At 68.4% G+C, this 24,363-nt stretch carries 28 protein-coding genes; 19 read left to right on the top strand and 9 right to left on the bottom strand.

The window, feature by feature from the left end:
* Window positions 1–13 precede the first annotated feature (13 nt).
* Window positions 14–457 (bottom strand): hypothetical protein, encoded by a 444-nt coding sequence (locus ABD225_RS14640; protein WP_048548021.1) that lies wholly within the window; start codon window positions 455–457, stop codon window positions 14–16.
* Here ABD225_RS14640 and ABD225_RS14645 point away from each other — a divergent pair.
* Window positions 456–1,349 carry an ATP-binding cassette domain-containing protein gene (locus ABD225_RS14645; RefSeq protein ID WP_344086993.1) on the top strand — a complete coding sequence of 298 codons (894 nt, stop codon included), beginning with the start codon at window positions 456–458 and terminating at the stop codon, window positions 1,347–1,349. The genes ABD225_RS14640 and ABD225_RS14645 overlap by 2 nt on opposite strands.
* Window positions 1,346–1,639, top strand: coding sequence for a hypothetical protein (locus tag ABD225_RS14650; protein WP_344086996.1), 294 nt, complete (start codon window positions 1,346–1,348; stop codon window positions 1,637–1,639). The genes ABD225_RS14645 and ABD225_RS14650 overlap by 4 nt, the downstream gene beginning before the upstream one ends.
* A gap of 131 nt (window positions 1,640–1,770) precedes the next feature.
* On the opposite strand, the gene phoU is transcribed toward ABD225_RS14650, so the two are convergent.
* Window positions 1,771–2,457 (bottom strand): phosphate signaling complex protein PhoU, encoded by a 687-nt coding sequence (gene phoU / locus ABD225_RS14655; protein WP_344086999.1) that lies wholly within the window; start codon window positions 2,455–2,457, stop codon window positions 1,771–1,773.
* A gap of 175 nt (window positions 2,458–2,632) precedes the next feature.
* Between phoU and ABD225_RS14660 the strand changes: the two genes are divergently transcribed.
* Both ABD225_RS14660 and ABD225_RS14665 read left to right on the top strand, forming a co-directional pair.
* Entirely contained in the window at window positions 2,633–3,793 is a 1,161-nt protein-coding gene (locus tag ABD225_RS14660) for a sensor histidine kinase (RefSeq protein WP_344087106.1), read from the top strand.
* A complete protein-coding gene (locus ABD225_RS14665; RefSeq protein ID WP_344087002.1) occupies window positions 3,790–4,476 on the top strand; it encodes a winged helix-turn-helix domain-containing protein in 687 nt (228 codons plus the stop codon). Before ABD225_RS14660 ends, ABD225_RS14665 begins: the two co-directional genes overlap by 4 nt.
* A gap of 96 nt (window positions 4,477–4,572) precedes the next feature.
* On the opposite strand, the gene ABD225_RS14670 is transcribed toward ABD225_RS14665, so the two are convergent.
* Window positions 4,573–5,052 (bottom strand): hypothetical protein, encoded by a 480-nt coding sequence (locus ABD225_RS14670; protein ID WP_344087005.1) that lies wholly within the window; start codon window positions 5,050–5,052, stop codon window positions 4,573–4,575.
* 131 nt (window positions 5,053–5,183) lie between these two features.
* On the opposite strand from ABD225_RS14670, the gene ABD225_RS14675 reads away from it, so the two are divergent.
* Genes ABD225_RS14675 through ispF form a run of 3 tightly spaced genes read left to right on the top strand, consistent with a single transcriptional unit; the run spans window position 5,184 to window position 6,935 of the window.
* Window positions 5,184–5,666, top strand: coding sequence for a CarD family transcriptional regulator (locus tag ABD225_RS14675; RefSeq protein ID WP_344087008.1), 483 nt, complete (start codon window positions 5,184–5,186; stop codon window positions 5,664–5,666).
* Window positions 5,667–5,685: 19 nt separating this feature from the next.
* Complete coding sequence (gene ispD, locus ABD225_RS14680) at window positions 5,686–6,438, top strand: 2-C-methyl-D-erythritol 4-phosphate cytidylyltransferase (protein WP_344087011.1); 753 nt, start codon at window positions 5,686–5,688, stop codon at window positions 6,436–6,438.
* Window positions 6,435–6,935, top strand: a complete 501-nt coding sequence (ispF, locus tag ABD225_RS14685; RefSeq protein ID WP_344087014.1) for a 2-C-methyl-D-erythritol 2,4-cyclodiphosphate synthase — start codon at window positions 6,435–6,437, stop codon at window positions 6,933–6,935. Before ispD ends, ispF begins: the two co-directional genes overlap by 4 nt.
* 109 nt (window positions 6,936–7,044) lie before the next feature.
* Here the strand turns inward: ispF and ABD225_RS14690 are convergent, their stop codons facing one another.
* Together ABD225_RS14690 and ABD225_RS14695 are read right to left on the bottom strand one after the other, a co-directional pair.
* Entirely contained in the window at window positions 7,045–7,827 is a 783-nt protein-coding gene (locus tag ABD225_RS14690; RefSeq protein WP_425564455.1) for a MerR family transcriptional regulator, read from the bottom strand.
* 25 nt (window positions 7,828–7,852) lie between these two features.
* Window positions 7,853–8,170 (bottom strand): transcriptional regulator, encoded by a 318-nt coding sequence (locus ABD225_RS14695; RefSeq protein WP_344087020.1) that lies wholly within the window; start codon window positions 8,168–8,170, stop codon window positions 7,853–7,855.
* 159 nt (window positions 8,171–8,329) lie between these two features.
* On the opposite strand from ABD225_RS14695, the gene ABD225_RS14700 reads away from it, so the two are divergent.
* The 8 genes from ABD225_RS14700 (at window position 8,330) to ABD225_RS14735 (ending at window position 15,883) form a co-directional block, all read left to right on the top strand.
* Complete coding sequence (locus ABD225_RS14700) at window positions 8,330–9,412, top strand: S-(hydroxymethyl)mycothiol dehydrogenase (protein WP_344087023.1); 1,083 nt, start codon at window positions 8,330–8,332, stop codon at window positions 9,410–9,412.
* Window positions 9,409–10,056 carry an MBL fold metallo-hydrolase gene (locus ABD225_RS14705; RefSeq protein WP_344087026.1) on the top strand — a complete coding sequence of 216 codons (648 nt, stop codon included), beginning with the start codon at window positions 9,409–9,411 and terminating at the stop codon, window positions 10,054–10,056. Before ABD225_RS14700 ends, ABD225_RS14705 begins: the two co-directional genes overlap by 4 nt.
* A 169-nt stretch (window positions 10,057–10,225) precedes the next feature.
* Entirely contained in the window at window positions 10,226–10,885 is a 660-nt protein-coding gene (locus tag ABD225_RS14710) for a hypothetical protein (protein ID WP_344087029.1), read from the top strand.
* Entirely contained in the window at window positions 10,882–11,559 is a 678-nt protein-coding gene (locus ABD225_RS14715; protein ID WP_344087031.1) for an OmpA family protein, read from the top strand. Before ABD225_RS14710 ends, ABD225_RS14715 begins: the two co-directional genes overlap by 4 nt.
* A 226-nt stretch (window positions 11,560–11,785) precedes the next feature.
* On the top strand, window positions 11,786–12,595 hold the full coding sequence (locus ABD225_RS14720; RefSeq protein WP_344087034.1) for an outer membrane protein assembly factor BamB family protein: 810 nt from the start codon (window positions 11,786–11,788) through the stop codon (window positions 12,593–12,595).
* Between the two features lie 158 nt (window positions 12,596–12,753).
* The gene (cysS, locus tag ABD225_RS14725) at window positions 12,754–14,184 is read left to right on the top strand and encodes a cysteine--tRNA ligase (protein ID WP_344087037.1); all 1,431 of its coding nucleotides are present in this window, start codon (window positions 12,754–12,756) and stop codon (window positions 14,182–14,184) included.
* On the top strand, window positions 14,184–15,140 hold the full coding sequence (rlmB, locus tag ABD225_RS14730; RefSeq protein WP_344087040.1) for a 23S rRNA (guanosine(2251)-2'-O)-methyltransferase RlmB: 957 nt from the start codon (window positions 14,184–14,186) through the stop codon (window positions 15,138–15,140). The genes cysS and rlmB overlap by 1 nt, the downstream gene beginning before the upstream one ends.
* Window positions 15,141–15,232: 92 nt before the next feature.
* Window positions 15,233–15,883: a hypothetical protein gene (locus ABD225_RS14735; protein ID WP_344087043.1), complete on the top strand. Its 651-nt coding sequence runs from the start codon at window positions 15,233–15,235 to the stop codon at window positions 15,881–15,883.
* Between the two features lie 244 nt (window positions 15,884–16,127).
* On the opposite strand, the gene ABD225_RS14740 is transcribed toward ABD225_RS14735, so the two are convergent.
* Window positions 16,128–17,129 (bottom strand): LacI family DNA-binding transcriptional regulator, encoded by a 1,002-nt coding sequence (locus ABD225_RS14740; RefSeq protein ID WP_425564456.1) that lies wholly within the window; start codon window positions 17,127–17,129, stop codon window positions 16,128–16,130.
* 212 nt (window positions 17,130–17,341) lie between these two features.
* On the opposite strand from ABD225_RS14740, the gene ABD225_RS14745 reads away from it, so the two are divergent.
* The 4 genes from ABD225_RS14745 to ABD225_RS14760 all read left to right on the top strand — a co-directional run bounded on the left by ABD225_RS14745 (window position 17,342) and on the right by ABD225_RS14760 (window position 20,767).
* Complete coding sequence (locus ABD225_RS14745; protein WP_344087048.1) at window positions 17,342–18,427, top strand: substrate-binding domain-containing protein; 1,086 nt, start codon at window positions 17,342–17,344, stop codon at window positions 18,425–18,427.
* 8 nt (window positions 18,428–18,435) lie between these two features.
* On the top strand, window positions 18,436–19,455 hold the full coding sequence (locus ABD225_RS14750; RefSeq protein ID WP_344087051.1) for an ABC transporter permease: 1,020 nt from the start codon (window positions 18,436–18,438) through the stop codon (window positions 19,453–19,455).
* Entirely contained in the window at window positions 19,455–20,294 is an 840-nt protein-coding gene (locus tag ABD225_RS14755; RefSeq protein ID WP_344087054.1) for an ATP-binding cassette domain-containing protein, read from the top strand. The genes ABD225_RS14750 and ABD225_RS14755 overlap by 1 nt, the downstream gene beginning before the upstream one ends.
* An 83-nt stretch (window positions 20,295–20,377) precedes the next feature.
* Window positions 20,378–20,767, top strand: a complete 390-nt coding sequence (locus ABD225_RS14760) for a universal stress protein (RefSeq protein ID WP_344087057.1) — start codon at window positions 20,378–20,380, stop codon at window positions 20,765–20,767.
* Window positions 20,768–20,800: 33 nt separating this feature from the next.
* Here the strand turns inward: ABD225_RS14760 and ABD225_RS14765 are convergent, their stop codons facing one another.
* From ABD225_RS14765 to ABD225_RS14775, 3 genes are all read right to left on the bottom strand, one after another.
* Entirely contained in the window at window positions 20,801–22,099 is a 1,299-nt protein-coding gene (locus ABD225_RS14765; RefSeq protein ID WP_344087060.1) for a DUF4032 domain-containing protein, read from the bottom strand.
* 187 nt (window positions 22,100–22,286) lie between these two features.
* Entirely contained in the window at window positions 22,287–22,904 is a 618-nt protein-coding gene (locus ABD225_RS14770; RefSeq protein WP_344087063.1) for a hypothetical protein, read from the bottom strand.
* Between the two features lie 188 nt (window positions 22,905–23,092).
* A complete protein-coding gene (locus ABD225_RS14775) occupies window positions 23,093–24,199 on the bottom strand; it encodes an ABC transporter ATP-binding protein (protein WP_344087065.1) in 1,107 nt (368 codons plus the stop codon).
* Window positions 24,200–24,363 lie beyond the last annotated feature (164 nt).

Genomic DNA, 24,363 nt, shown 5'->3' on the forward strand with positions numbered 1-24,363 from the left:
GGCTGGGGCGCCGTCAGCCGCGGGCCAGGAGCTTGCGGAGGGTCGAGCCGTAGGCCGCCCCGGCCACCTTGGCGACGACCGGGTCGAGGAGGGCGGGCACCCCGCGCACCCCGATGCGCTGCGACCAGGCGACGGTCGACCCCGTGGCCGTGGGGGTGACGAGCAGGTCGATCCGACCACGGACCACCGTGCCCTCCTTGTGGATCCGCGCGCTCCCGGCCGACGCCTCGGTCGGCGCCTCGATGGCGTCGACGACCATGACGTCGTCGAAGCCCACCGGCCCCACGCCGGTGCGGGCGACGAACCGCGACCCGGCGACGAGCTCGGCGGCCGTCATGGCCTGACCGGTCACGGTCGTCAGCGGGATGACGGCGGTGTGCGCCGTGAGGTCGAGGATGCGCCGCCACGCCTCGGGGGCGGGCAGCGGGGAGTCGAGATGCACCTCGAAGTCGGCCATGGCCACAGTCTGTCGGGTCGGCGCCGCCCGTGACACCTGTCACGGGCAGGACGTGACGCCTGCGGCTGCCGCGCCGCGCCGTCCCCGCGAGGCCGTCGTCTCCGGCGCCGTCTCCGCGGTGCTTCAGACCGGCGGGCTCCTGCGCGACCTCACCGTCCGCGAGACGGTGCGGATGATCGCCTCGACGTACGCCTCCCACACCCCCGTCGACGAGGTCATCGACCGCGCCGGGCTGAGGACGCTCGCCGACCGCCGGGTGTCCAAGTGCTCGGGCGGCGAGCAGCAGCGGCTGCGCTTCGCGCTCGCGCTGCTCCCCGACCCCCGCCTGCTCGTCCTCGACGAGCCGACGGCTGGCATGGACGTCACGGCCCGGCGCGACTTCTGGGACACGATGCACGCCGACGCGAGCGCGGGACGCACCGTCGTCTTCGCCACGCACTACCTCGAGGAGGCCGACGCCTTCGCCGACCGCATCGTCCTCGTCGCCGGCGGCCGCATCGTCGCCGACGGCACGACGGCCGAGATCCGCTCGCAGGCGAGCGGCCGCACCGTCTCGGCCACGCTCCCCGCCGGCTCCTTCGGCGAGTCGGTGGCGGCGCTGCGCCGCGTCGAGGGCGTCCGCGACGTCGAGGAGCGCGGCTCGCGCGTCGTCGTCTCGGCCGCCGACTCCGACGCCGTCGCGCGGCTGCTCCTGCTCGAGCTCGGCGGCACCGACCTCGAGATCGTCACCGCCGGCCTCGAGCAGGCCTTCATGGCCCTGACCGGCGACACCCACGACCACGCCCCCGGCGGTCCGGCCACGACCCCCGGCCGCTCGGCCACGACCCCCGGCCGCTCCGCCACGACCCCCGGCCGCTCGGCCACGACCCCCGACGAGGAGCTCGTCCGATGAACGCCACCTTCACGCTGCTCGAGATGCGCCGGATCACCCGCGACTGGGCCGGGATGTTCTTCACCGCCGTCCTGCCGAGCTTCTTCTCCCTCATCTTCGGCGCCACCGTCGCGGCCAAGGACGAGACGATCGGCAACGGCAACGTCGCCATGTACGTCATGATCAGCATGGCGGCATACGGCGCGGTGACGGCGACGACGAGCATCGGTGGCAACGCCGCCGTCGAGCGCCAGCAGGTTGAGAGCCTCGCAGACTTTTCTTCTTTGGCTTTGGAGGAGCCCCGGGTATGACGAGGCGCCCGGCCGCGCGGGCCGCGCCTCGTCATACGCGTGCCTGGTGTGGGAGACAAAACCCTTTGTTCGTGTCAGAAGCTTTCCGGCACAAAGGGTTTCCGGCACCGGGCGGGAAACCTACAGGGGGCTCAGGAGGTAAGGACGGCGTCCTCTTCGTCCTCGCGGTCGACCACCGTGTCGTAGTCGCCGGTGACCAGGAAGGTCACGCGGCGGGCGACGGAGACGGCGTGGTCGGCGAAGCGCTCGTAATAGCGCCCGACCAGGGTCAGGTCGACGGCGGTCTGCGTGCCGTGGTTGAAGTCCGGATCGGCCAGGCGCGCAAAAAGTTCGCGGTGCAGATCGTCCATCGCATCGTCGTCGCGCTCCAGGCTGGCGGCCTCGGCGAGATCCCGGGAGGCGATCACGGACCCGGCCTTGGCGACGATCCGGCTCGCGACCTGGCTCATCTGCACGATGGTGCCGCGAAGCTCCGCAGGCACGGCGGAGTCGGGATAGCGCAGGCGGGCCACCTTGGCGACATGCCGGGCCAGGTCACCCATCCGCTCCAGATCCGCGCTCATCCGCATCGCGGTGACGACCGTGCGCAGATCGGTGGCAACCGGGTTCTGCCGCGCCAACAAATCGATCGCGAGGTTGTCGAGGGCCTCGCGGTTCGCGTCGATCTCGTGGTCGGCCGTGATGACCGTCTCTGCGAGCCGGACATCGGCGTCCAGCAGCGCCGTGCTCGCCCGCGACATCGCCGAGCCGGCGAGCCGCGTCATCTCGACCAGCTGGTCGCTGATCCGTCGCAGATCCTCGTGGTATGCGGTGCGCATCGTCTTCCTTCGTCAACGGGCGGAACGTCGGCAGGGCGTTCCACGAGAATGGCAACAAAGCCGGGTGAACGCCGTCCGGCCCGCAGGTGAACGGCGAGAGCCGAGTGCGGGGACGGTTGTCGGCGCGACCCGCCTCGGGCAGAGGCTGCCTCGGCAAGACCGTAATCTCTTGTCTGTGGACCCCACCAATGCTGCCCTGCTCGGCGGGCTTGCGGGCGTCCTCCTCGGGTCGATGTCGGTCTTCGCGGTGGTCGCCTCCGAGCGTTCCGAGCGCCGCGCCGGCGCGCCCGCCGTGCGTCCTCCGTTGCCCGAAGGGGCCTCGGCGGTGCTGGCGGTGCTGCGCTCCAGCGCGGTCATCCTTGATCGCGGCGAGCATGTGCTCAACACCAGCCCGAATGCCGTGGCCCTCGGCCTGGTTGCCGGTGACCGCCTCGTCCAACCGGCCCTGCTGGACCTGGCTCGCCAGGTCCAACGCGATGGCGAAATCCGCGAATCGGAGTTGGAAATCGCTGTCCCCGGCCGTCCGCCGGCGTGGGTGCACGTGCGGGTCGCCCCGCTCCTGGACGCTCACGTCCTGCTGCTGGTCGAGGACCGCACCACGGCGCATCGCGTCGAAGAGGTCCGCCGGGATTTCGTCGTCAACGTCTCGCACGAGCTCAAGACCCCGGTCGGCGGCCTGTCACTGCTCGCGGAAGCGATCGCCGACGCCAAGGACGATCCAGAGGCCATCGACTTGTTCGCCTCCCGGATGCAATTGGAGTCCGCGCGGCTCGGCAAACTCATCAAGGAAATCGTCGACCTGTCCCGCCTGCAGTCCGCCGACGGAATGCAGCGGCCCACCTCGGTCCGGGTTGCGGATGTCATCCGCGAGGCCGTCGACCTCAGCTCGGTCGAGTCCTCCGCCAAGGAGATCCGCATCCGCGAACTCGTCGATCCCGACCTGCTCGCGTATGGCGATCTGAGCCTGCTCGTCACCGCCGTCCGCAATCTCATCGGCAATGCCATCGCGCATTCGCCGGTGGGCAGCGAGGTCGGGGTGCGCGGCGCGGCCGGCCCCGAGGGGATCGAGATCACGGTCGCGGACCGGGGCTCCGGCATACCCCTGGTCGAGCAAGAACGGATCTTCGAGCGCTTCTATCGCGTCGACGCCGCCCGCTCGCGCAGCACGGGCGGCACCGGGCTCGGGCTGGCCATCGTCAAACACATCTGTGCCAACCACGGCGGCAAAGTCACCGTATGGAGTCGTGAAGGGGAAGGCTCCACCTTCACCATCACCCTCCCGCCCCCGCCGCCCGGCATCGAACACGCCCCCCTCACCGAAGGAACTGCCGCATGAGCGCCGCCCGCATCCTCGTGGTCGAGGACGAGCCGTCATACTCCGAACCCCTCAACTACCTGCTGCGCAAGGAGGGTTATCAGGTCACCGTCGCCGAGACCGGACCGGACGGTCTCGCGGCTTTCGAACGCGCTGGTGCCGACCTGGTGCTCCTGGACGTCATGCTGCCCGGCATGAGCGGCATCGACGTCTGCCGTGGCCTGCGGGCAAAGTCGAATGTCCCGGTCATCATGCTCACGGCCAAGGACAGCGAGATCGACAAAGTCGTCGGGCTCGAGTTGGGCGCGGACGACTATGTCACCAAGCCCTATTCCTCTCGCGAACTGCTCGCTCGGATCAAGGCCGTGCTGCGGCGCGGCGCCGAGCCGGAGGAATTGGTGCCCAGTTCGGTCGGTGCCGGTCCGGTCACCATCGATGTCGAGCGCCATGTCGTGACCGTGCACGGTGAGCCGATCGCGTTGCCGCTCAAGGAGTTCGAGCTGCTGGAGTTCCTCGTCCGCAACAACGGGCGGGTGCTCACGCGCGGCCAGCTGATCGACCGGATCTGGGGCAGCGACTATGTCGGTGACACCAAGACCCTCGATGTGCACATCAAGCGGCTGCGCAAGAAGATCGAGGAAACCCCCAAAGAGCCGGTCCACATCCTGACCGTGCGGGGGTTGGGCTACAAATTCGAGGCCTGAGTATGCCGTGTGCTCCGGTTCGCGGCCGGGCTGGGGCGGTTGGCCGCGCGCCGATCCGTTAAAAGCCGGATCAGCGGGCGTCGGGAAGGGCGTTGATCAGGGGGTCAGATCGGCGTAGTAACCAGTGGCGGGGACCACCGGGACCCCGACGGGGGAGTTGCCGGCTTGCGCGGAGGAGAAGGTCAGCTGCGTCATACTCCCGGGCTCGGCATCAACCTTGGCCAAGGTGACTTTGCTGCCGTCCACCGAGAGGTTGACGGTCGAATTCTTGGGGATCGTCACCTGGGCGGAGTTGCCCTCACCGGCGCCGGTGACGCTCAGCGCGATGTCCTCGCTCGTGGGGTTGCCGACGGCGGCGCTGACGACGCCCGCGGCGCCGAGCTTGTCGCTGACGAGGACGACATTGCGCAATTGCAGCGGCCCGACATTGACCGAGACACCATCGCCCGCGTCATACATCTCATCGGTCTGTCGCGGCGAGATCAGTTGGCACCCCGCGAGCAGGGTGGAACCGGCCACGAAGGCCGCGGTGGTCTTCACGATGCGCAGGCGGCGCGATGCGGTGGGGACGGTCACGGGGTCAGCCTAGCGGCTGAGGTCCGTGCTGCGTGGGGTGGCCCCGTAAGGGGACCGTCCGGCGATTGTCGGCCAGATCACGCGTGTCGCCCTCGTGATATTCTGGGTGCTGCGAAAGGGGCCACATAAATATGGTTTTCAAGGTCGGCGAGACGGTCGTGTACCCGCACCATGGGGCTGCACTCATCGAAGAGATCAAGACCCGCGTCATCCGAGGCGAAGAGAAGCTCTACCTCAAACTCAAGGTAGCCCAAGGGGACCTGACGATCGAGGTGCCGGCCGAGAACTGCGATCTCGTCGGTGTGCGCGATGTCGTGGGCCAAGAGGGCCTGCACCGCGTCTTCGAGGTCCTGCGCGCCCCGTACACCGAGGAGCCGACCAACTGGTCGCGCCGTTACAAGGCCAACCTCGAGAAGCTCGCCTCCGGCGATGTCATCAAGGTCGCCGAGGTCGTGCGTGACCTGTGGCGCCGCGACAAGGAGCGGGGCCTGTCGGCCGGCGAGAAGCGCATGCTCTCCAAGGCCCGCCAGATCCTGGTTTCCGAGCTCGCCCTGGCGGAGAAGACCGACGAGGTCAACGCCGAGTCGATCCTCGACGGCGTGCTCGCCTCCTGATTTCCCGCTTCATCACCACGTGACCGACGCCGGCACTGCCCTCGGCAGTGTCGGCGTCGTCGTCGTTGCGGCGGGCTCTGGGACGCGGCTGGGGGCGGCGGTGCCCAAGGCTTTTGTCGAGGTCCGCGGCCGGCGGATCGTCGATTGGGCAATTCGTGGGACGCTCGCGGTGCCGGGGGTCGCCCAGGTGGTCGTCGTCGCGCCCGGGGCGTATGCCGAGGCGCTGGCCGGTGAGTATGCCGAGGTGCCGGCCGGCGGGCCCGCGGTGGCCGTGGTGGCCGGGGGCGCCGAGCGGTCTGATTCGGTTCGTGCCGGACTGGCGGCGCTAGACCCGGCCATCCAGGTGGTGTTGGTCCACGACGCCGCCCGGTGTTTTACACCGGTTGCCGTCTTCGAGCGCGTGATCGCGGCAGTGCGCGGAGGTGACCCGGCGGCGGTCCCCGGCCTGCCGGCGATCGACACGGTCAAGGTGGTCGACGAGGAGGGCTTGGTGCGGCATACCCCGGACCGGGCGAGCCTGCGCACCATCCAGACACCCCAGGGTTTCGCGCGGTCCGCGCTGGAGCGGGCGCACGCGAGCGGCGTGCACGCGAGCGATGACGCGGCGCTGGCGGAGGCATGCGGCATACCCGTGCGGGTCGTGCCCGGTGACGCGCGCGCCTTCAAAGTGACGACCGCCGACGACTTGCTCCGGGCCGAGCAGGCGCTCGCGGCCGGGGCCCCGGCGGAAGGCGAGATGGTCAGGCCAGACGACGGGCGAGCAGGCGGATGAACCCAGCGCTGGGCAGCGGGATTCCGCGGGTCGGGATCGGGGTGGATGTGCACGCGTTCGCGCCGGTGGATGCGCCGCGCGAGTTGTGGGTCGGCGGCCTGTTGTGGCCGGGGGAGCGCGGCCTGGATGGGCATTCGGACGCCGACGTCGCCTGCCACGCCGCGTGCGATGCCCTCTTTTCGGCGGCGGGGATCGGTGACCTCGGCGCGCACTTCGGCACCGCGCGCCCGGAGTATGCCGGGGCCTCCGGCGCCACGCTGCTCGCCGAGGCGGCCCGAGTGGTCCGCGAGGCGGGCTTCGAGATCGGCAATATCGCCGTCCAGGTGATCGGCAATCGGCCCAAGATCGGCACCCGCCGCGAGGAGGCCCAGGCGGCGATGTCCGCCGCCGCCGGTGCTCCGGTGGCCCTCAGCGGCACGACCACCGACGGCCTCGGCCTCACCGGCCGCGGCGAGGGCCTCGCCGCCCTCGCCACCGCCCTCCTCCTGCCCAGGTGACGCTGGTGTAGGTATCCCGCCCGATGCCACAAACCCTTTGTTTGTGTCAGATTCTTTCCGGCACAAACAAAGGGTTTCCGGCATCGGGCGGGAAACCTACACGGGGCGGCTAGGCCTCGCGGCGGGCGGCGTTGGCGTGGATGGCGTCGCGGACGTAGGCCGCCAGGCCGGGGGCGAGGTCGTCATACGTCTTGGTGAACCTCGGGTCCGCGACGTACATATCGCCCAGGCCGCGATGCATCGCATAGGACACGTCATAGAAGCGGTCATGGATGCTGCGGCGATGTGCCTCGGCGGCGGCCATGGCGGCCTCGCTATCGGCGGGCTCGCCGGCGACCAGCGCCGCGACGAAAGCCGCATTCACGGCATCGGTCTCGGCCTTCACCGCCTCCCAATCCGTCTTGGTGTAGCCCGAGGTCCGGGCGCGCGACTGCGCCCAGGCGTCGGTGTCACCCCACCGCTGCTCGGCCTCCGCGGCATACGACTCATCGAAGCCGTCGCCGAACAATTCCTTCATTTCCGCGTCTGTTGCGGGCCGGTTGCCCATCTCTGCCTCCAAGGCGTGCTCGATCGCGCTGGCGAGCTGCGTGAGCTCGTCCAGCTTGGACATGACCGCGTCGCGTTGCCGTTCCAGATGCGCCCGCAGGTCACCCCCGCCGAGCAGGTCGGCGATCTCCTCCAGCCCGAACCCGAGCCGGCGATAGACGACGATCGTGGCGAGCCGCTCCTGGTCCGCGGGCGCATAGAGCCGGTATCCGGCATACGTCCGCTCGCTGGGTCGCAGCAGGCCCACCTCGTCATAGTGATGCAGCGTGCGCACCGTGACGCCGAACCGCTCGGCAATCTGCCCGACGGTCAGCCCCTCGGCCTCGCTTCGTGTCATATCCGCCATCGTGGGGGCTGACGTCGCGTGAGGGTCAAGCCGTATGCCGTCGCCCGCGCGGCGCGGCCACCCGCGCCAGCCGCTGCAGCTCGGCCACGTGGCCGCAAAAGGCGTGCCGGCCGCGGTCGGTGAGGGCGGCATACGCCCGGCCGTGCCCGGCGCCGAAGCGCCGCTCGACCGTGACATAGCCAGCCGCCCGCAGCGCCGATAGATGCTTGCTCAGCGCGGACTCGGCCAGCTCCAGCCGCTCGCGTAGCGCCGCGAACTCGACCTCCTCCTCATCCACGAGCAGCCCACACAGCTGCAGCCGTGTCGGCTCGTGGATCAGGGGGTCGAAAAGCGCGTGGGGCACGGGCCTAAGCATATGTCGACTTTCCGCACAGGAAAGTCCGCATCACCCCCTCCCACCTGGGCTTTCGTATGCCGTGGCGGGCCGGGTCTTGCGCTCCCGCGGCTGCCGGATCGACAGTGGGGGGCAGGTATGCCGTCCGTCCCCCACGAAGGAGTTTCCATGCCCCAGACCGTCAAGGGTGTCGTCGCGCGCGCCAAGGGTGCGCCGGTCGAACTGCTCGACATCGTCATCCCCGATCCCGGTCCGGGCGAGGCGGTCGTCGCGGTCCAGGCGTGCGGGGTCTGCCACACCGACCTGCACTATCGCGAGGGCGGCATCAACGACGACTTCCCGTTCCTGCTCGGCCACGAGGCGGCAGGCGTCGTGGAGGCGGTCGGCGAGGGCGTGACCGAGGTGGCGCCCGGCGATTTCGTCATCCTGAACTGGCGCGCCGTCTGCGGTGAGTGCCGCGCCTGCCACAAGGGCAAGCCGCAGTACTGCTTCAACACCCACAACGCCCGCCAGAAGATGACGCTCACCGATGGCACCGAGCTCAGCCCGGCCCTCGGCATCGGCGCCTTTGCCGAGAAGACGCTCGTCGCGGCCGGCCAGTGCACCAAGGTCGCCACCTCCGACCCGGCCGTTGTCGGTTTGCTCGGTTGCGGCGTGATGGCGGGCTTCGGTGCGGCGGTCAACACCGGCGGCGTCAAGCTCGGCGACTCGATCGCCGTCATCGGCTGCGGCGGGGTCGGCAATGCCGCGATCGCCGGCGCCAAGGTCGTCGGCGCGACGACGATCATCGCGGTCGACGTCGATGACCGAAAGCTGGAGTGGGCCAAGCAATTCGGCGCCACCCACACCATCAACTCGCGCGAGGTCGATGCGGTCGAGGCGATCCGTGAACTCACCGGCTCGTTTGGCGCCGATGTCGTCGTCGAAGCCGTCGGCCGGCCGGAGACCTATCAGCAGGCCTTCTTCGCCCGCGACCTCGCCGGCACCGTCGTCCTCGTCGGCGTGCCGACCCCCGACCTGAAGCTCGAATTGCCCCTCATCGAGATCTTCGGCCGCGGCGGCTCCCTCAAGAGCAGCTGGTATGGCGATTGCCTCCCCACCCGCGACTTCCCCACCCTCGTCGCGCTCTACGAGCAGGGCCGCTTCCCGCTGGAGCAGTTCGTCTCCGAGCGCATCGGCCTGGGCGACATCGAGGCGGCCTTCGAGAAGATGCACAAGGGTGAGGTGCTGCGTTCGGTGGTCGAGCTGTGACCACCGACATCATCGCGACCTCGCCTGGCGGCGTCCGCGTCGAGCGCGTGATCACCAGCGGCATCTTCGCCCTCGACGGCGGGGAGTGGGAGGTCGACAACAACGTCTGGATCGTCGGCGACGACACCTCTTGTTATGTCATCGACGCGGCCCACCAGGCCGAGCCGATCCTGGCCGCTGTCGCGGGCCGCGATGTTCTCGCGGTTTTGTGCACGCACGCCCACAACGACCACATCACCGCCGCCCCGGCCGTCCGCGAGGCGACCGGCGCCCCGATCGCGCTGCACCCCGCCGACCAGGTGCTGTGGGGGCTGACATACCCCGGGACCGAGCCCGACGAGCAGCTCGCCGATGGCGAGGAATTGGTGGTCGCAGATGTGGCACTGGAGGTGCTGCATACTCCCGGACACGCACCCGGCGCGGTCTGTTTGTATGCCCCGTCCCTCGGCCTGGTCTTCACGGGAGACACCCTCTTCCAGGGCGGGCCGGGCGCGACCGGCCGCTCCTTTAGCGACAAGGACACGATCCTGGAGTCGATCCGGGCCACCCTGCTCACCCTCCCCGCCGAGACCGTGGTCCTGACCGGCCACGGCGATTCGACCACCATCGCCGCGGAAGCGGCCGGGCTGGACGCTGCCGAGTAGCCCCCCTTAGACCCCGCGGCCCAGGATCGACGACGAGATCCTGGGCCGCGCGCTATGTGCCTGTGGATAACCCGGGTATGCGGATGCGCGATTCGGCAACCGGCCCTAGCGTCGGCCGGGAGGCGGGCCCGCAGGGGGTGCCCGCCCACTCTTCCCGAAGGGGCTCCTCATGGTCCGATTCACTGCCCGCCGCCCGGCGATGCGTATGACGCTCGCGCTCGCCGCCGCGGCCGCGCTCACCGGGTGCACCGGCACCGAACAGCCGACCGTCACCGTCACGCAGAGCGCCGCAACCGCTGACGCCACGCCGACCGCGCCCGATGCGAGTGCCGGCGAAAGCCCGTCCTCGACCGCGTCCGGCGCGACGGCGAGCCCGACCGCGCTGCCGGTCATCGCGACCCGCAAGGGGGCTCCGCAATCCACTGGCGAGTCGATGGAGGTCAGCCTCAACTCCGTGGTCGTCAATGGCGAACTGATGACCGTGACCTTCACCGCCCGCAGTGATGCGAGTGACGGCTGGTTCGTGGGGACGTATTTCTATGCCGGAAACCCCAACGGGACGGCTGTGGACACAGCTCTCGGAGGATTCGATCCAAATGTCGACGGTGTCTATGTCCTGGACCCGGCCGCGAAGCGCCGCTATCTCGTCGCGCGGGACAAGGACGGCGAGTGCGTCTGCAGCTCCCACGTGGGCGCTGACATGATCGGGCCGGGTGGGGAGGTGGTGCTGGAAGCCGTCTTCGCCGCGCCGCCGAGCAGCACCGCCACCGTTGATGTCGTCATCCCGAAGGTCGGGACCTTCGCCAAGGTTCCGGTGACGCGGGCGTGAGCGCACTGCAGCACCGTGGCCAGTCCGTCGCTGCGGTATGGGAGCTCTGCCGGCTTGTTCATCCGCCGGGCGGCCGGCGAATCGTGGTCTTCGTTCTTGCGCTGGCGGTCGCCGGGATCGGAGCCCTTCCGCGTGCCACCGCCAGCCCGGTCGCGGCATTCGGCGCGGTGTCGGTGACGGCGGGAGCCTCGGCCGTGGTCGAGAGCGACAGCATCCGCATACCCGTCACGGGCGCACCGGCCACCCTGCCCGTGCTAGAGATCCGCGGCGAGGTGCAGCGGCTCATCCTCCCGACGGCCAACCTCGACGGCTCGCTCACCGACCTCGATGGCCGCCGGTTCCGGCTGGATGCGGACCTACTCTTCCGCTTCGATAGCGCCGATCTCACGCCGGCGGCGGACGCGGCGATCGGCGAACTCATTGGCAAGCTGCGGGCGGCGGGGGCCACCCGGGTGCGGGTGGACGGCTATACCGATTCGGTGGGGGAGGCGGCATACAACCTGACGCTGTCCCGCCAGCGAGCCGCGGCGGTCGCTGACCGACTGCGGGCGGCCCTCGAAACGGGGGCGCGCCTGACCGTGCGCGGGCATGGCGAGGAGGACCCCGTGGCGAGCAATGACGATGCCCGTGGGCAGGCGCTGAACCGCCGCGTCACGGTCACCGTCGAGCGCTGAGCGAGCGGGCGACGTGGCGATGAATCGTTACGCCACCGCGACCGGGCGAACGAGCGCGCGCGGCACAATCGCCCACAACGGGCCGGTGGCCAGGCCAGGTGGCTCGGCAGGCGGCCCGCCGGACGGAGGGCCTGATGCATCGGTTGCGTTGGCTGATCGCGGCACTCGCCATCGTGGCGGGAGTGGGCATGCTCGCCTGGGTCGCGCCCGAGCAGCGCACGACCTCTTGAGTGGCAAGGAGTTCGACGGGATCGGTGACGGCTCGGGAGGCGGGTGCGGCGACTTCCACTACCGAGCGCAACTGACTCGGCTCGATCCCGTCACTAGGCACCCGAGGTGGCAGGTCGAGATTCCGCCGCGCCAGGGAATCGCGCCGCCCATCGTTGTGGGTGATGTTCTCGTCGTCGCGGGCCAGGACAACACCATCGCGGTCTCGGCTGAGACGGGAAAGTCGTTGTGGCAGTGGGATTCTGACCATCTTGTCCGGCTGCAACCGGCCGAAGCGCAGGTCGGGGCCTGGACATCGAGCGCGGTCACGCTCAAGGACGCCCAGTCAGGCTCGACCCGCTGGGAGTTCAGGCCGGGTGGACGCCTCGTCCCGCCGACGGGTCCCGCCTCGGCGTCCGCCGAGCTGGTGGATGTCGGCCAGCCCGACAGCGTGGTCGCGCTGCGCATCGCCGACGGCAGCCCGGTCTGGCGCGTTCCGGTGACACCGGAGTTGGGCTGGCGTCAACTCCCCGTGCAGGACCCGATCGTGCTGGTCGATGGTGGCCAGGTGCGGGGCCTCGACCCGGCGACGGGCCACGCGCGCTGGACCTGGTCCGTGCCGCCGCCGGGCGATTCTCACCTCGAGGTCGTCGATCGCGCGGGCGAGGTGATTCTGCTCGGCCGTGAGCGGAGGGCGGCTAGCGGTTACGGAGAATCTCGTGCAGAAGTCTTCGCCCTGAACGCAAACACGGGGGAGCAGCTCTCCCACATCAGCGACGCCCGGCTGGGTGGACGCCCTGGACCCGGCGACCGGTCGCCTGCTCTATGACCAGGATGTCCGCGATCCCGTGAGCGGCCTCCTGGGCGTCGGCGACGATGTGGTGGTCGTCTCTGACGATCCCTTCATTGGTTGCGCCTCCGGTCGTGTGAGCCGGAGGGCGAACGGATCAATATGGTCGGACGCGTCCGCCCAGGTAGCCTTGAGCGGTGAGTTTGCGCCTCTTCGATTCCGCCGCCAAAGAGATCCGGGAGTTCGTGCCCGTGACCCCGGGCCAGGTCGGGATCTACATCTGCGGGCTCACGACCCAGGCGCCACCGCATATCGGGCACGTACGATTCGCCGTCGCCTTCGATGTGCTGCGTCGCTGGCTGGTGCGCGGCCACGGCTATCACGTGACGCTGGTCCGCAATGTGACGGACATCGACGACAAGATCCTGCGCAAGTCACAGGAGGCGGGCGAGGACTGGTTCGCCCTGTCCTATCGCAACGAGCGCCTCACCAATGAGGCCCTCGACCTGCTCGGCATCCTGCCCGCGACCTACGAACCGCGTGCTACCGGCCATGTGCCCGAGATGGTCGAGCTCATGCGCATCCTGATCGAGAAGGGTCACGCCTATCCGGCTCCCGACGAGAGTGGCGACGTCTACTTCGACGTCCGCTCTTGGCCGGCTTATGGCGAGCTGACCCGCCAGAAGGTCGAGGACATGGCCGCGGCCGAGGATGCCGACCCGCGCGGCAAGCACGACCCGCGCGATTTTGCGCTGTGGAAGGGCACCAAGCCGACCGAGCCGGTCAGCGCGAGCTGGCCCACGCCATACGGCATCGGCCGTCCGGGCTGGCACCTGGAGTGCTCGGCGATGGCCCGCAAGTATCTCGGCGACACCTTCGACATTCACGGCGGCGGCGTCGACCTACGCTTCCCGCACCATGAGAACGAGCAGGCCCAATCGCGCGCTGCGGGACTGGGTTTCGCGAACTACTGGCTGCACAACGCCTGGGTGACCATGGGCGGGGAGAAGATGAGCAAGTCGCTCGGGAACTCCCTGCTCATCGGCGAAGTGACCAAGCAGGCCCGGCCCCTCGCGGTGCGTTATTACCTCACCGCCGCGCACTATCGCTCGACGATCGAGTTCCACGAGGGCGCGCTCGCCGAGGCCGAGGCCGCGGTCGACCGGATCGAGGGCTTCCTGCGGCGCGCCCTGCCGACCGAGCACACCGCGATCCCGTCCGGCGACGAGGGGTTCCCGGAGGACTTCGCCGAAGCACTGGACGATGATCTGGGGGTGTCCGGTGCCCTGGCCGTCATTCACGAGCACGTCCGCAAGGGAAATATCGCGCTGGATGAGGACGAGCGCGAGGAGGCGGCCGCCATCGCCCGCCTGGTGATCGCCATGACCGATGTCCTCGGGGTCAATCCCTTGGCGCCCAACTGGACGGGCTCGGATGCCGGCGGCAGCGACGCAGCCGAGGCGCTCGACGCCCTGGTGCAAGCCCAACTATCAACCCGCGCCGCGGCCCGAGCGGCCCGCGACTATGCCGCGGCCGACGCGATCCGCGACCAATTGCACGCCGTGGGCATCTCGATCGAGGACACCTCGACTGGCGCGCGGTGGAGTTTGACTAAGGGCGAGCACTGATGGCCGGCAATTCCGCACGCCGCGGCGCGATCCGCAAGCCGGGCTCCAAGAAGGGGCCGACCGTCGGCTCCGGTGGCCAGCGCCGCAAGAGCCTGGAAGGCAAGGGCCCCACGCCAAAGGCCGCCGACCGGCCGAACCACAAGGCCTACAAGAGCGCCAACAAGACCGCTGCCACTGGTTCCCGGCCAGCCCGGTCGGCGCCGCCGCGCCGCACCAAGGCGAGCAGTGAAATGGTCGCGGGCCGCAACTCCGTGCTCGAAGCGCTGCGCACCGATATCCCCGCCTCGACGCTCTATGTCGCGAGCCGGATCGACTCCGATGACCGCGTGCGCGAGGTCATCAAGCTGGCGGGGGAGCGCGGCATACCCATGCTCGAGGCGCCGCGAACCGAACTCGACCGGCTCACCGATGGGGCGGTGCACCAGGGGCTGGCGCTGCAGGTGCCGGCCTACTCCTATGCCCACCCCGGCGACCTGCTCGACCCGGAACGCCCCGGCGTGCCCGTGATCGTCGCCCTCGATGGCATCACCGACCCGCGCAATCTCGGCGCGATCATTCGCTCGGTCGCGGCCTTCGGCGGTCACGGGGTGCTCGTCCCCGCCCGCCGGTCGGTGGGTATGACGGCCTCGGCCTGGAAGACCAGCGCCGGCGCCGCCGCCCGCATCCCGGTCGCGCAGGCGACCAACCTGACCCGGGCGCTGCTGGACTATCGCAAGCAGGGCTTCTTCATCGTCGGGCTCGACATGGACGGTGACGTGGAGCTGCCGCAGTTGGCGTTGGCCGATCAGGCCCTTGTGATCGTCGTCGGCTCGGAAGGCAAGGGCCTCTCGCGCCTGGTTCGCGAGACTTGCGACCAGATCGTCTCGATCCCGATGTCCAGTGCCGTTGAGTCCCTCAACGCCGGCATGGCCGTGGGGGTCACGATGTACGAAGTGGCCCGCGCCCGCCGGGTCTGAATCGGCCGAGTGCGCGGCGGGCTCGCTTAGGATCGAGCCAATGCACCTGTCGGTCACCTGCTGGGGGCCGGAGCACACGACAAGGACGTGAGATGTCGAACTACGACCCGAACAACCCCCCGCCCGCGAACCCGCCGACGCCGCCGAGCTATGGGGACGTGCCGCCGCCGCCCCCGCCGGCATACAACAACCCCGGTGGTGGTGGCTTCACGGGGGGCATGCCAGCCGCCCCGCAGTACGGTCAGATGCCCGGCTACAGCGGGGGCGGCTACACCCCCGGCCCGCCGCCGGCTCGCCCGAAGTCTCTCGACCTGGCCGTCAAGCTCATGCAGGCGGGCGGGCTGCTCTCGCTGCTCAACATCCTGTCGGTCTTCTTGTTCAAGGACCAGATCCGCGAGGCCGCTCAAGACAGCTTGGACCGCAATCCGACGCCCGATGTCGACCTGGATACGGTCGTCAACATCAGCATCGGCTTCGCGGTCGTCTTCGGCCTGCTTGGCACGCTGTTGTGGTTCTGGATGGCGTCGGCGAATGGCAAGGGCAAGTCGTGGGCGCGCATCTTCGGCTCGGTGCTCTTCGGCATCAGCCTGCTCAGCGCGGCCTTCTCCTTCACCCAGCCGCAGCCGGGCCTCGCGCGCATCCTCGGGTTGATCGGCCTCGCCTTCGGCGCCGGCGCGACGTACTTCATGTGGCAGAAGGACTCGACCGCCTACTACAACGCCATGAGTGCCCCCCGCATCTAACCGCGGCCGGGTCTCTAAGGCCGGGTCTCCTAACCTCTGCAAGGACACCCCACGAAGTTTCCTCGCTCGCAAGCGCCCACGCAGAGCGTGGGACCCAGCTCCGGTACTTCGCGGGGACCCCGTCCAGGACTTTCGCACCACGGCCTAGGAGAAGTACGTCGAATCTGCAGACCTTGCACGGTGTGCGGATTTGACTAACGTCTGCTAGCAGAAGTTAGTCAACCCCCTTGGCGCGCAGCCGCTTTCATCCCGCCACTCTGGGCGGGGGGATCTCGCCGGAGCCGCGGGCGATCAGGGCTGGCGGGAGCACCTGCTGGCTGGGAGGGGAGGTGTCGCCCTGGATCCGGGCAAGCAGCCGCTCGCCGACCAGGGCTCCGAGGCGTGACACATCCTGGCGGATGACGGTCAGCCCGAGCAGGTCGGACATCGGGAAGTCGTCGAAGCCGACGAGTGCCACCCGCTCGCGCTCACCGCGTTGCGACAAGGCCCGGACCGCCCCCTGCGCGATCGTATTTCGCCCGGCAAAGATCGCTGTCGGGGGATCCGGTAGCCCGCGCAAGGCGTGCACCGCCGCCCGGGCCCCCTCCTCGGTGCGTTCTCCCACCCGCACGAGGTCTTCAGGGACCTCCAGGCCGTATTTCGTGAAGGCCGCCCGCACCCCCCGCACCCGCTCACTCGCTGTTGTGATCGTCGAACTGTCCGCGATGATCGCGATCCGCCGGTGGCCATTGGCCAGCAGGTGATCGACCGCTATAAACCCGCCCAGCGCATGGTCGATCACGACCGAATCGGTCTCAATGCCCCGGGGCGCCCGGTCCGCGAAAACCACGGGGAAGCCACTGCGGACTTCCGGCGCGAGATAGTCCTGGCGCGCGCTGGCGGGCACCAGCACCAGGCCGTCGACCCGCCGGGAGATCAGGTTCTCGACCATATGCTGCTCGCGCAGCGTCGTCTCGTCCAGGCTGGCCGCGACGATCATCACCTTGTGCGGTCGCATAGCGTCCTCGAGGGCGCGCACCAGCGAGGACGAGAAGCTATTGGCTAGATCCTGGACGAGCACACCGATGACCCCAGTCCGGGCGTCTGACCTGCGCAAATTGCTCGCGACGAGGTTGTGTCGGTAGTCCAACTTTTCGACGGCCGAGAGCACGCGGTCGCGCAGATCCCCCTTCACCCCCGGCTCGTCATTGACGACCCGCGATACCGTTTTCAAGCTCACGCCAGCCGCCTCCGCGACATCGCGCATGGTCGAGCGGGAAGCAGCGCGCCCCCCGCGGCGGCCACCCGGCGACCCCGCCGACTCTGACAACGTTGTCGCAATCATGTCTCGATTTGTAGCCGATGTGTTGACGGGATGCAAGAGAAGCGATAGAAACTCCCCTGACAACGTTGTCACCGAGGGCATCGGAGCTCTCGGACCTCAGCGCCACCTGGCGCTCGACTGGGAGGAATGCATCAATGCAGATCGTTCGTTCGTCCGCGGCGGCTCGTCGCATCGTCGCCGCTGCCGGCGTCACCGTCCTCGCGTTCAGCCTCGCCGCCTGCGGTGGCGACGACGGCGGCGACGGAGCCAGCGGCAAGAAGGTCGGCGTCACGCTGATCACCAAGGACTCCACCAACCCCTTCTTCGTCGCGATGCAGAAGGGCGCACAGGGTGACGCTGCCAAGAACAATGTCAACCTCACCGTCGCGTCTGGCAAGCAAGAGGGCGACGACCAGGGCCAGATCGACGCCATCGAGCAGGCGATCGCCCGCGGCGACAAGGGCATCCTGATCACCCCGATGTCCGATGGCGTCAATGCCGCCATCAAGAAGGCCCGCGACGCTGGCCTCTATGTCATCGCCCTCGACACCCCGCCGGACCCGGCCGACACCGTCGACATCACCTTCGCCACCGACAACCGCGAGGCCGGCAAGCTCATCGGCCAGTGGGCTGCCGGATCGCTCAAGGGCGAGAAGGCCACCATCGCCCTCCTCGACCTCTTCAACGACAAGATCGTTTCCGTCGACTACAACCGTGACCAGGGCTTTCTCGAGGGCATGGGCATCGACGTCGCCGACGGCAAGAAGAATGGCGACGAGGCCAAGACCGGCAAGTACTCCGGCGGCGACTACGAAATCGTCTGCAACGAGCCGAGCAACGGCGCCGAGGACGGCGGCCGCACGGCGATGGAGAAGTGCCTCGCCAAGAACAGCAATATCAACGTCGTCTACACGATCAATGAGCCCGCAGCAGTTGGCGCCAATGCCGCCCTGCAGGCTGAGGGCAAGAAGGCCCTCATCGTCTCCATCGATGGTGGCTGCGCCGGCGTCGGCTCGGTCAAGAGCGGCGTCATCGGCGCCACCGCCCAGCAGTACCCCCTGAAGATGGCCACCCTCGGCATGGAGGCGATCGCCAAGATCGCCAATGGTGGCGAAAAGCCCGCCGTCTCTGAGGGTCTCGACTTCTTCAACACCGGCGTTGCCCTGGTCACCGACACCCCGGTCGACGGAGTCAAGAGCATCACCGCTGACGAGGGTGCCAAGATCTGCTGGGGCAACTGAGGCCGGATATGACGACCTCAACCTCCGACGCTGCCAGCCGGTTCTCCGGCCGGCAACAGTCCCCGCTGCAACGATTGCAGGGGCTGCTACACAGCTACCCGTGGGTTAGCCCACTGGTCATCTTGATCGTGTCGTTCATCGTCTTCACGATCCTCAACCCCCGGTTCGCGACCGCCGGGTCGATGGGCCTGCTCTTCCAGCAGACCGCCATCGTCGCGGCGCTCGCGATCGGCCAGACGCTGGTCATCCTCACGGCCGGCATCGACCTGTCCGTTGGCGCCGTCATGGTCTTGTCGATGATGGTCATGGCGGCGCTCGCCAAGGACGGCGGTATGCCGGGCCCGCTGGCCATGGTCATCGGTCTGGCGCTCGCTACGGGCGCTGGCTTGCTCAACGGTCTGCTCGTCACCAAGATCAACCTGCCGCCCTTCATCGTCACCTTGGGCACGCTCTCGATCTTCACGGCGATCGCGCTGCTCTACTCGGGCGGCTCGAGCATCCAGGCCAGCCACCTGCCGGACTTCCTCAATGTCCTCGGCAATGGCTTCTCGATCGGCGGCCTGCGTCTGACCTGGGGCGTCCTTCTGGTGATCGCGATGTATGCCGTGGTCGGCTTCATCCTGAGCCAGACGGCCTGGGGTCGTTATGTGTATGCCGTGGGTGACGACCCCGAGTCGGCTCGCCTTTCCGGTGTGCCGTCCAAGCGGGTCCTGCTGCAGGTCTACACCGTCGCTGGTCTGCTCTATGGCCTGGCGGCGTGGGCCCTGATCGGACGCTCCGGGGCGGCAACGCCGAACGCCTACCCGCAGGCGAATCTCGACAGCATCACCGCTGTCGTCATCGGCGGCACCAGCCTCTTCGGTGGTCGTGGCCGGCTGGTGGGCACCCTGATCGGAGCGCTGATCGTCCAGTCCTTCGCCTTCGGGCTCTCCCTCGCCGGGGTCAACCAGCAATACCGCGTCCTCGCGACCGGCATCCTGGTCATCGTCGCCGTCGGTATCGACCAGTGGATTCGGAAGGTGAAGTGATGGCACCCACGAAGCTGCCGCTCTCGGTGGATCACATCCCCGCCGACAAGCACGATGTGTATGCCGCCGAGCCGATCCTCTCCGGCCGCGACCTGCGGATCCAATGGGGTCACGTCGTTGGTCTCGATGGGGTCAACATCGACCTCTACAAGGGCGAGGTCCTCGCGGTCATCGGTGACAACGGCGCCGGCAAGTCCACGCTGATCAAGTGCCTCACCGGTGCTTACCAGCCCACCGCCGGCCAGATCTACCTGGACGGCAAGGAGGTCGACTTCAAGCGTCCACAGGACGCCCGCGAGGCTGGCATCGAAACCGTCTATCAGCAACTGGCCGTTATCCCGGCGCTCGATATCGCGAGCAATCTCTATCTCGCTCGCGAGGAGCGCCGGCCCGGCCCGCTCGGTTCGGTCCTGCGCATGCTCGACAAGAAGGGCATGGCCAAGCGGGCCGGCGACTCGGTGCGCGATCTCGGCATCCAGACGATCCAGAACATGAATCTGGCGGTCGAGAATCTCTCCGGTGGTCAGCGCCAGGCGGTTGCCGTGGCCCGGGCCGCAGCCTTCGGGTCCAAGGTCGTCGTCCTCGACGAGCCGACCGCGGCCCTGGGCGTCAAGGAGTCCGGCATGGTGCTGAACATGATCAAGCAGCTTCGCGACAATGGTCTCGGCGTGATCTTGATCAGTCACAACATGCCCCACGTGTGGGAGGCGGCCGACCGCATCCACATCCAGCGGCTCGGCGGTTGCGCCGGCGTTATCACTCCCGCGTCGCATGACATGGGCGAGGGCGTCGCCATCATGACCGGGGCCAAGAAGCTCGCTCAGGACGCTCCCGCCTGAGCGGCCCACGCCACCGGGGGCCGTTGCACCAGCCGCACGGCCCCCGGTGTGCTCCGCATACCCACACGTGAAGGGACGAATGCATGACCATCGTCGTCGGCTATATCCCCAGCCCCGAGGGGATGGCCGCTGTTGACGCGGCGGTCGAGGAGGCGCGCTTGCGCAACTCCCGGCTCGTCGTCGTCAACACCGGCAACCACGGGAACTACAACGACCCCGTCTTCGCCGCGCCGCAGGATCTGGACGCATTGGACGCCCAGCTCACCGCGGCCGGCATCGAGCACGAGGTGCGTCAGTCAACCGAAGGTCGTTCTGCCAGCGAGGAATTGCTGACCACGGCCGAAGCCGAGAATGCCGACATCCTCGTCATCGGCGTTCGCAAGCGCAGCCCGCTCGGCAAGCTCGTCATGGGCTCGACGGCGCAAGAGGTCATCCTCGATGCGCCCTGCCGAGTCCTCGCCGTCAAGGCCTGATCGGCCGCGACAACATCCGCACGGCCGGCGCCGTCACCTCTCGGAGGTGGCGGCGCCGTCGTCGTTCTGACGCGTGACGATCGGCAGGGGCGCGGTGTCGGAGGCGAGTATGGGGATCGCCCCTGTGTCCGTGCCGAGGACCGCCTTCTCGTCCGGTTTGCTCGGCAGGACATTGGCGACATAGTCGACGACCGCGTCCTCGATGCGTATGTCGTGGCCGGCGAGTTCCGCCATATACCAACGGTGTTCGAGGACCTCATGGAAGAATTCGGCGGGCTCGAGCTTCCCGCGCATGGGAGCTGGGACCGAGCGCGTGACCGGCTCGTAAATGCCTGCCAGCCAATCGTGGGCGACCAGCTCCTCGTCATCATTTTGCCGGTCGGTGGCGGCGCGGTAGGCGTCGAGATCGTTGAGCAGCCGTCGGGCTTGCCCCTCCTCGACATCCAGGCCGGTCAGGCGCAGCAGCCGCCGCGAATGGTGGCCGGCGTCGACGACCTTCGGCTGGATCGAGATGGTCGTGCCGGTGAAGTCCGTGGTGATGGCGAGTTCGTCGACGTCGAAGCCGATCTCGTTCAGACGGCGGATTCGGTCCTCGACCCGCCAGCGCTCGTTCAGCGTGAACTCCTCGATATCGGTCAACTCCGCCCACAATTCGCGATAACGGGTGACGATGCGTTCCGAGGTCTCGATCGGGTCCTCGCCGTGCAGGAGATCCCCGGCTTCGAGGTCGAAGAGTTCGCCCGCGATATTGACGCGCGCGATGTCTAGGTCGTGCTCGCGTTGGCCGTCCGAAAGCCGCTCGCGCAGCTCGCCGGTCTCCGCATCCACGAGGTATGCCGCGAAGGCCCCCGCATCGCGCACGAAGAGGGTGTTGGACAGCGAGACATCCCCCCACCAGAAGCCCGAGAGGTGCAATTTGACGAGGAGGACGGCGAGGGCGTCGATAAGCCGAGCCGCCGTGTCCGGCCGCAAGGCCTGGCTATAGAGCGCGCGATAGGGCAGGGAAAATTGCAGGTGACGGGTGATCAGCGCCGCATCCAGCGGCTTGCCCGCATCATCGACCCGCCCTTGCACCACGGCGAACGGCTCGACGCACGGCAGCCCGAGCCGATTGAGATTACGCAGCATGTAGAACTCGCGCAGCGCGAGCTCGGCCTTGATCTCCTTGACCGCGAGCACGCGGCCCGAGAGCTTGACGAAGCGCACCACATGCCGCGAGATGCCTCGGGGGAGGGCGGCGAGCCGGACCTCCGGCCAGTCTTCGAGCGGCGTACTCCAGGGCAGGTCCAGCAGGGCGGGATCGGCGCGCTTGGCGGTGATGTCGAGGGCCACGCCCCCAGTCTCCCGCACAAACCGCCGCCCCGCCGTACGCCATCGCGGCTGCGTCGTGCAACCTCTGCTGGGCCGTGCAACTTCTGCTAGCAGAACGTGGTCGAATGCGCGCACCGTGCAAGCTGTGCAGATTCGACCAACCTGCGCTGAGTTGTCCCGGCCCCGCGGCGAGCAGGAGGTATGGGAGTCACCTGGCCCGGTCACCGCGCTCCAGGCGCAGGTCGTCCTCCCACTTCTTCTGGTATGCCAGCGCCGCGCGGACCCGCTCCGGCGTGGATGGGAGGTTGTCGCTGTACTTGCCGAGCCCATCCGCCTCGATCAGCACCCATTTCGCCGTGGGCGACCAAGCCCACTTGGACGGCTGCCACCGCGGGCGAGACCGTGAGCAGACCGTCGGGCCTGCGCGGATCGGCCCGTCGGCCCGGGGGTGGATCACGGCGAAACGTCGATGACGTGAGTGCGTGTCGCCAACCCTGGCCAGATGGGCCGTCTCGAGGTCCACTCCATACAGCCGGCCGCCGGCAAGGACCAGCGCGGACTGATGGCTCGCCGCGACGCGGTCGTTGAACGAGCGCACCAACGCCGTGGTCAAAAGCCGATGCCTGTTCAGGGCCGTCTCCCAAGGCGTCGCGCCCTCCCACGGCGGACGCGGGTCGCCGGGCGGCCACACGGCATACCAACCCCGGATCAGATGCTTGATCCGCTGGGCGCGGCACAGCCGCTTCAACTCATAAGGACCGATGCCGAGTCTATTGGCGACGGCGGTGGGGACGACATACTGCTCAGCGAGCTCGTGGAGTTCCATGAGTCAAGGCTGTCGCCGATTGGCCGATCCGGCGAGCCCCGGAAATCCATCCCTGTGGATAACTTGAAATCCGCTGTCACACAGTCGAACTCAGCAGAGGTTAGTGAACCCCCGCCCGCCGCGCGGGCCCAGACGCACGGATGCCCCGGCCGCGGGAAGCGGCCGGGGCATCGGGTATGCCGTGGGGCTCAGCCCAGGCGGACGCCGGTCTCGGCGTTGAAGACGTGCAGGTGCTCCGAGCTGGGGTAGACGTAGATCGTCTCGCCCTTCTGCGGGACCCGGCGGCCGTCGACGCGGGCGACGAAGGGCTTGGAGATGCCCTCTTCCTCGCCATACATCTTCATCCCGCTCTCCTTCGGCACGGCGTGGACATAGGCGTCCGCGCCGAGTTCCTCGACGAGCTCGACCGTTAGGGCCATGCCGTCGTTGTTCGAGGTGACCTCGACGTCCTCAGGACGGACACCGACCACGACCTCCTTGCCGGCCGAGGCCAGCGCAGCGCGGTCGACGGGAAGGCGGTGGCTGCCGAACTTGACTTCGCCGTCACCGGTGACCGGGACACCGACGAGGTTCATGGCCGGGGAGCCGATGAAGCCGGCGACGAAGAGGTTGGCCGGACGGTCATACATCTCGCGCGGGGTGGCGCACTGCTGCAGCAGGCCGTCCTTGAGCAGCGCGATCCGGTCGCCCATCGTCATGGCCTCGACCTGGTCGTGGGTGACATAGACGGTGGTGACGCCGAGGCGGCGCTGCAGCGAGGCGATCTGAGTGCGGGTCTGGACACGAAGCTTGGCGTCGAGGTTCGACAGCGGCTCGTCCATGAGGAAGACCTGGGGCGAACGCACGATCGCGCGACCCATGGCGACACGCTGACGCTGGCCACCGGAGAGGGCCTTCGGCTTGCGCTCGAGGTACTGCGTCAGGTCGAGGATCTTGGCCGCTTCCTTGACGCGAGTGTCGATCTCCGACTTGTTGACGCCGGCGATCTTCAGGGCGAAGCCCATGTTGTCGGCGACCGTCATGTGCGGGTATAGCGCGTAGTTCTGGAAGACCATCGCGACATCGCGGTCTTTGGGGGAGAGGTTGGTGACATCGCGGTCACCGATCCAGATCTTGCCGCCGTTGACCTCTTCGAGGCCAGCGAGCATGCGCAGCGAGGTGGACTTGCCACAGCCCGAGGGGCCGACGAGGACGAGGAACTCACCGTCAGCGATGTCGATGTTGAGCTTGTCGACGGAGGGGCGGGTGGCGCCGGGGTAGACCCGGGTGGCGTTGTCGAACTTGACGGTTGCCATGGTGGAGTGACTCCTTCACCGGCAGGAACGTGCCGGACGATCCGTTGTAAAGGTGGTGCGTCACGAGACATCGGTGTCTCGGATTCCACTAGTGTGCCCGAGGACACACCCTCCGCGCCACCATTTGCCCGTTCAATTACAACTGGCGCGTCGAGACCTCCGTT

Origin of the sequence: Nostocoides veronense (assembly GCF_039531185.1) — a bacterium.
Classification (GTDB): domain Bacteria; phylum Actinomycetota; class Actinomycetes; order Actinomycetales; family Dermatophilaceae; genus Nostocoides_A; species Nostocoides_A veronense.

Excerpts from the sequence above, each read along its gene's own strand:
- ABD225_RS14645 (WP_344086993.1), top strand. The coding sequence starts at position 456 with ATGGCCACAGTCTGTCGGGTCGGCGCCGCCCGTGACACCTGTCACGGG.
- ABD225_RS14640 (WP_048548021.1), bottom strand. The coding sequence starts at position 457 with ATGGCCGACTTCGAGGTGCATCTCGACTCCCCGCTGCCCGCCCCCGAG.
- ABD225_RS14650 (WP_344086996.1), top strand. The coding sequence starts at position 1,346 with ATGAACGCCACCTTCACGCTGCTCGAGATGCGCCGGATCACCCGCGAC.
- phoU (WP_344086999.1), bottom strand. The coding sequence starts at position 2,457 with ATGCGCACCGCATACCACGAGGATCTGCGACGGATCAGCGACCAGCTG.
- ABD225_RS14665 (WP_344087002.1), top strand. The coding sequence starts at position 3,790 with ATGAGCGCCGCCCGCATCCTCGTGGTCGAGGACGAGCCGTCATACTCC.
- ABD225_RS14675 (WP_344087008.1), top strand. The coding sequence starts at position 5,184 with ATGGTTTTCAAGGTCGGCGAGACGGTCGTGTACCCGCACCATGGGGCT.
- ispF (WP_344087014.1), top strand. The coding sequence starts at position 6,435 with ATGAACCCAGCGCTGGGCAGCGGGATTCCGCGGGTCGGGATCGGGGTG.
- ABD225_RS14690 (WP_425564455.1), bottom strand. The coding sequence starts at position 7,827 with ATGGCGGATATGACACGAAGCGAGGCCGAGGGGCTGACCGTCGGGCAG.
- ABD225_RS14700 (WP_344087023.1), top strand. The coding sequence starts at position 8,330 with ATGCCCCAGACCGTCAAGGGTGTCGTCGCGCGCGCCAAGGGTGCGCCG.
- ABD225_RS14710 (WP_344087029.1), top strand. The coding sequence starts at position 10,226 with ATGGTCCGATTCACTGCCCGCCGCCCGGCGATGCGTATGACGCTCGCG.
- rlmB (WP_344087040.1), top strand. The coding sequence starts at position 14,184 with ATGGCCGGCAATTCCGCACGCCGCGGCGCGATCCGCAAGCCGGGCTCC.
- ABD225_RS14735 (WP_344087043.1), top strand. The coding sequence starts at position 15,233 with ATGTCGAACTACGACCCGAACAACCCCCCGCCCGCGAACCCGCCGACG.
- ABD225_RS14740 (WP_425564456.1), bottom strand. The coding sequence starts at position 17,129 with ATGCGCGATGTCGCGGAGGCGGCTGGCGTGAGCTTGAAAACGGTATCG.
- ABD225_RS14745 (WP_344087048.1), top strand. The coding sequence starts at position 17,342 with ATGCAGATCGTTCGTTCGTCCGCGGCGGCTCGTCGCATCGTCGCCGCT.
- ABD225_RS14750 (WP_344087051.1), top strand. The coding sequence starts at position 18,436 with ATGACGACCTCAACCTCCGACGCTGCCAGCCGGTTCTCCGGCCGGCAA.
- ABD225_RS14755 (WP_344087054.1), top strand. The coding sequence starts at position 19,455 with ATGGCACCCACGAAGCTGCCGCTCTCGGTGGATCACATCCCCGCCGAC.
- ABD225_RS14760 (WP_344087057.1), top strand. The coding sequence starts at position 20,378 with ATGACCATCGTCGTCGGCTATATCCCCAGCCCCGAGGGGATGGCCGCT.
- ABD225_RS14770 (WP_344087063.1), bottom strand. The coding sequence starts at position 22,904 with ATGGAACTCCACGAGCTCGCTGAGCAGTATGTCGTCCCCACCGCCGTC.
- ABD225_RS14775 (WP_344087065.1), bottom strand. The coding sequence starts at position 24,199 with ATGGCAACCGTCAAGTTCGACAACGCCACCCGGGTCTACCCCGGCGCC.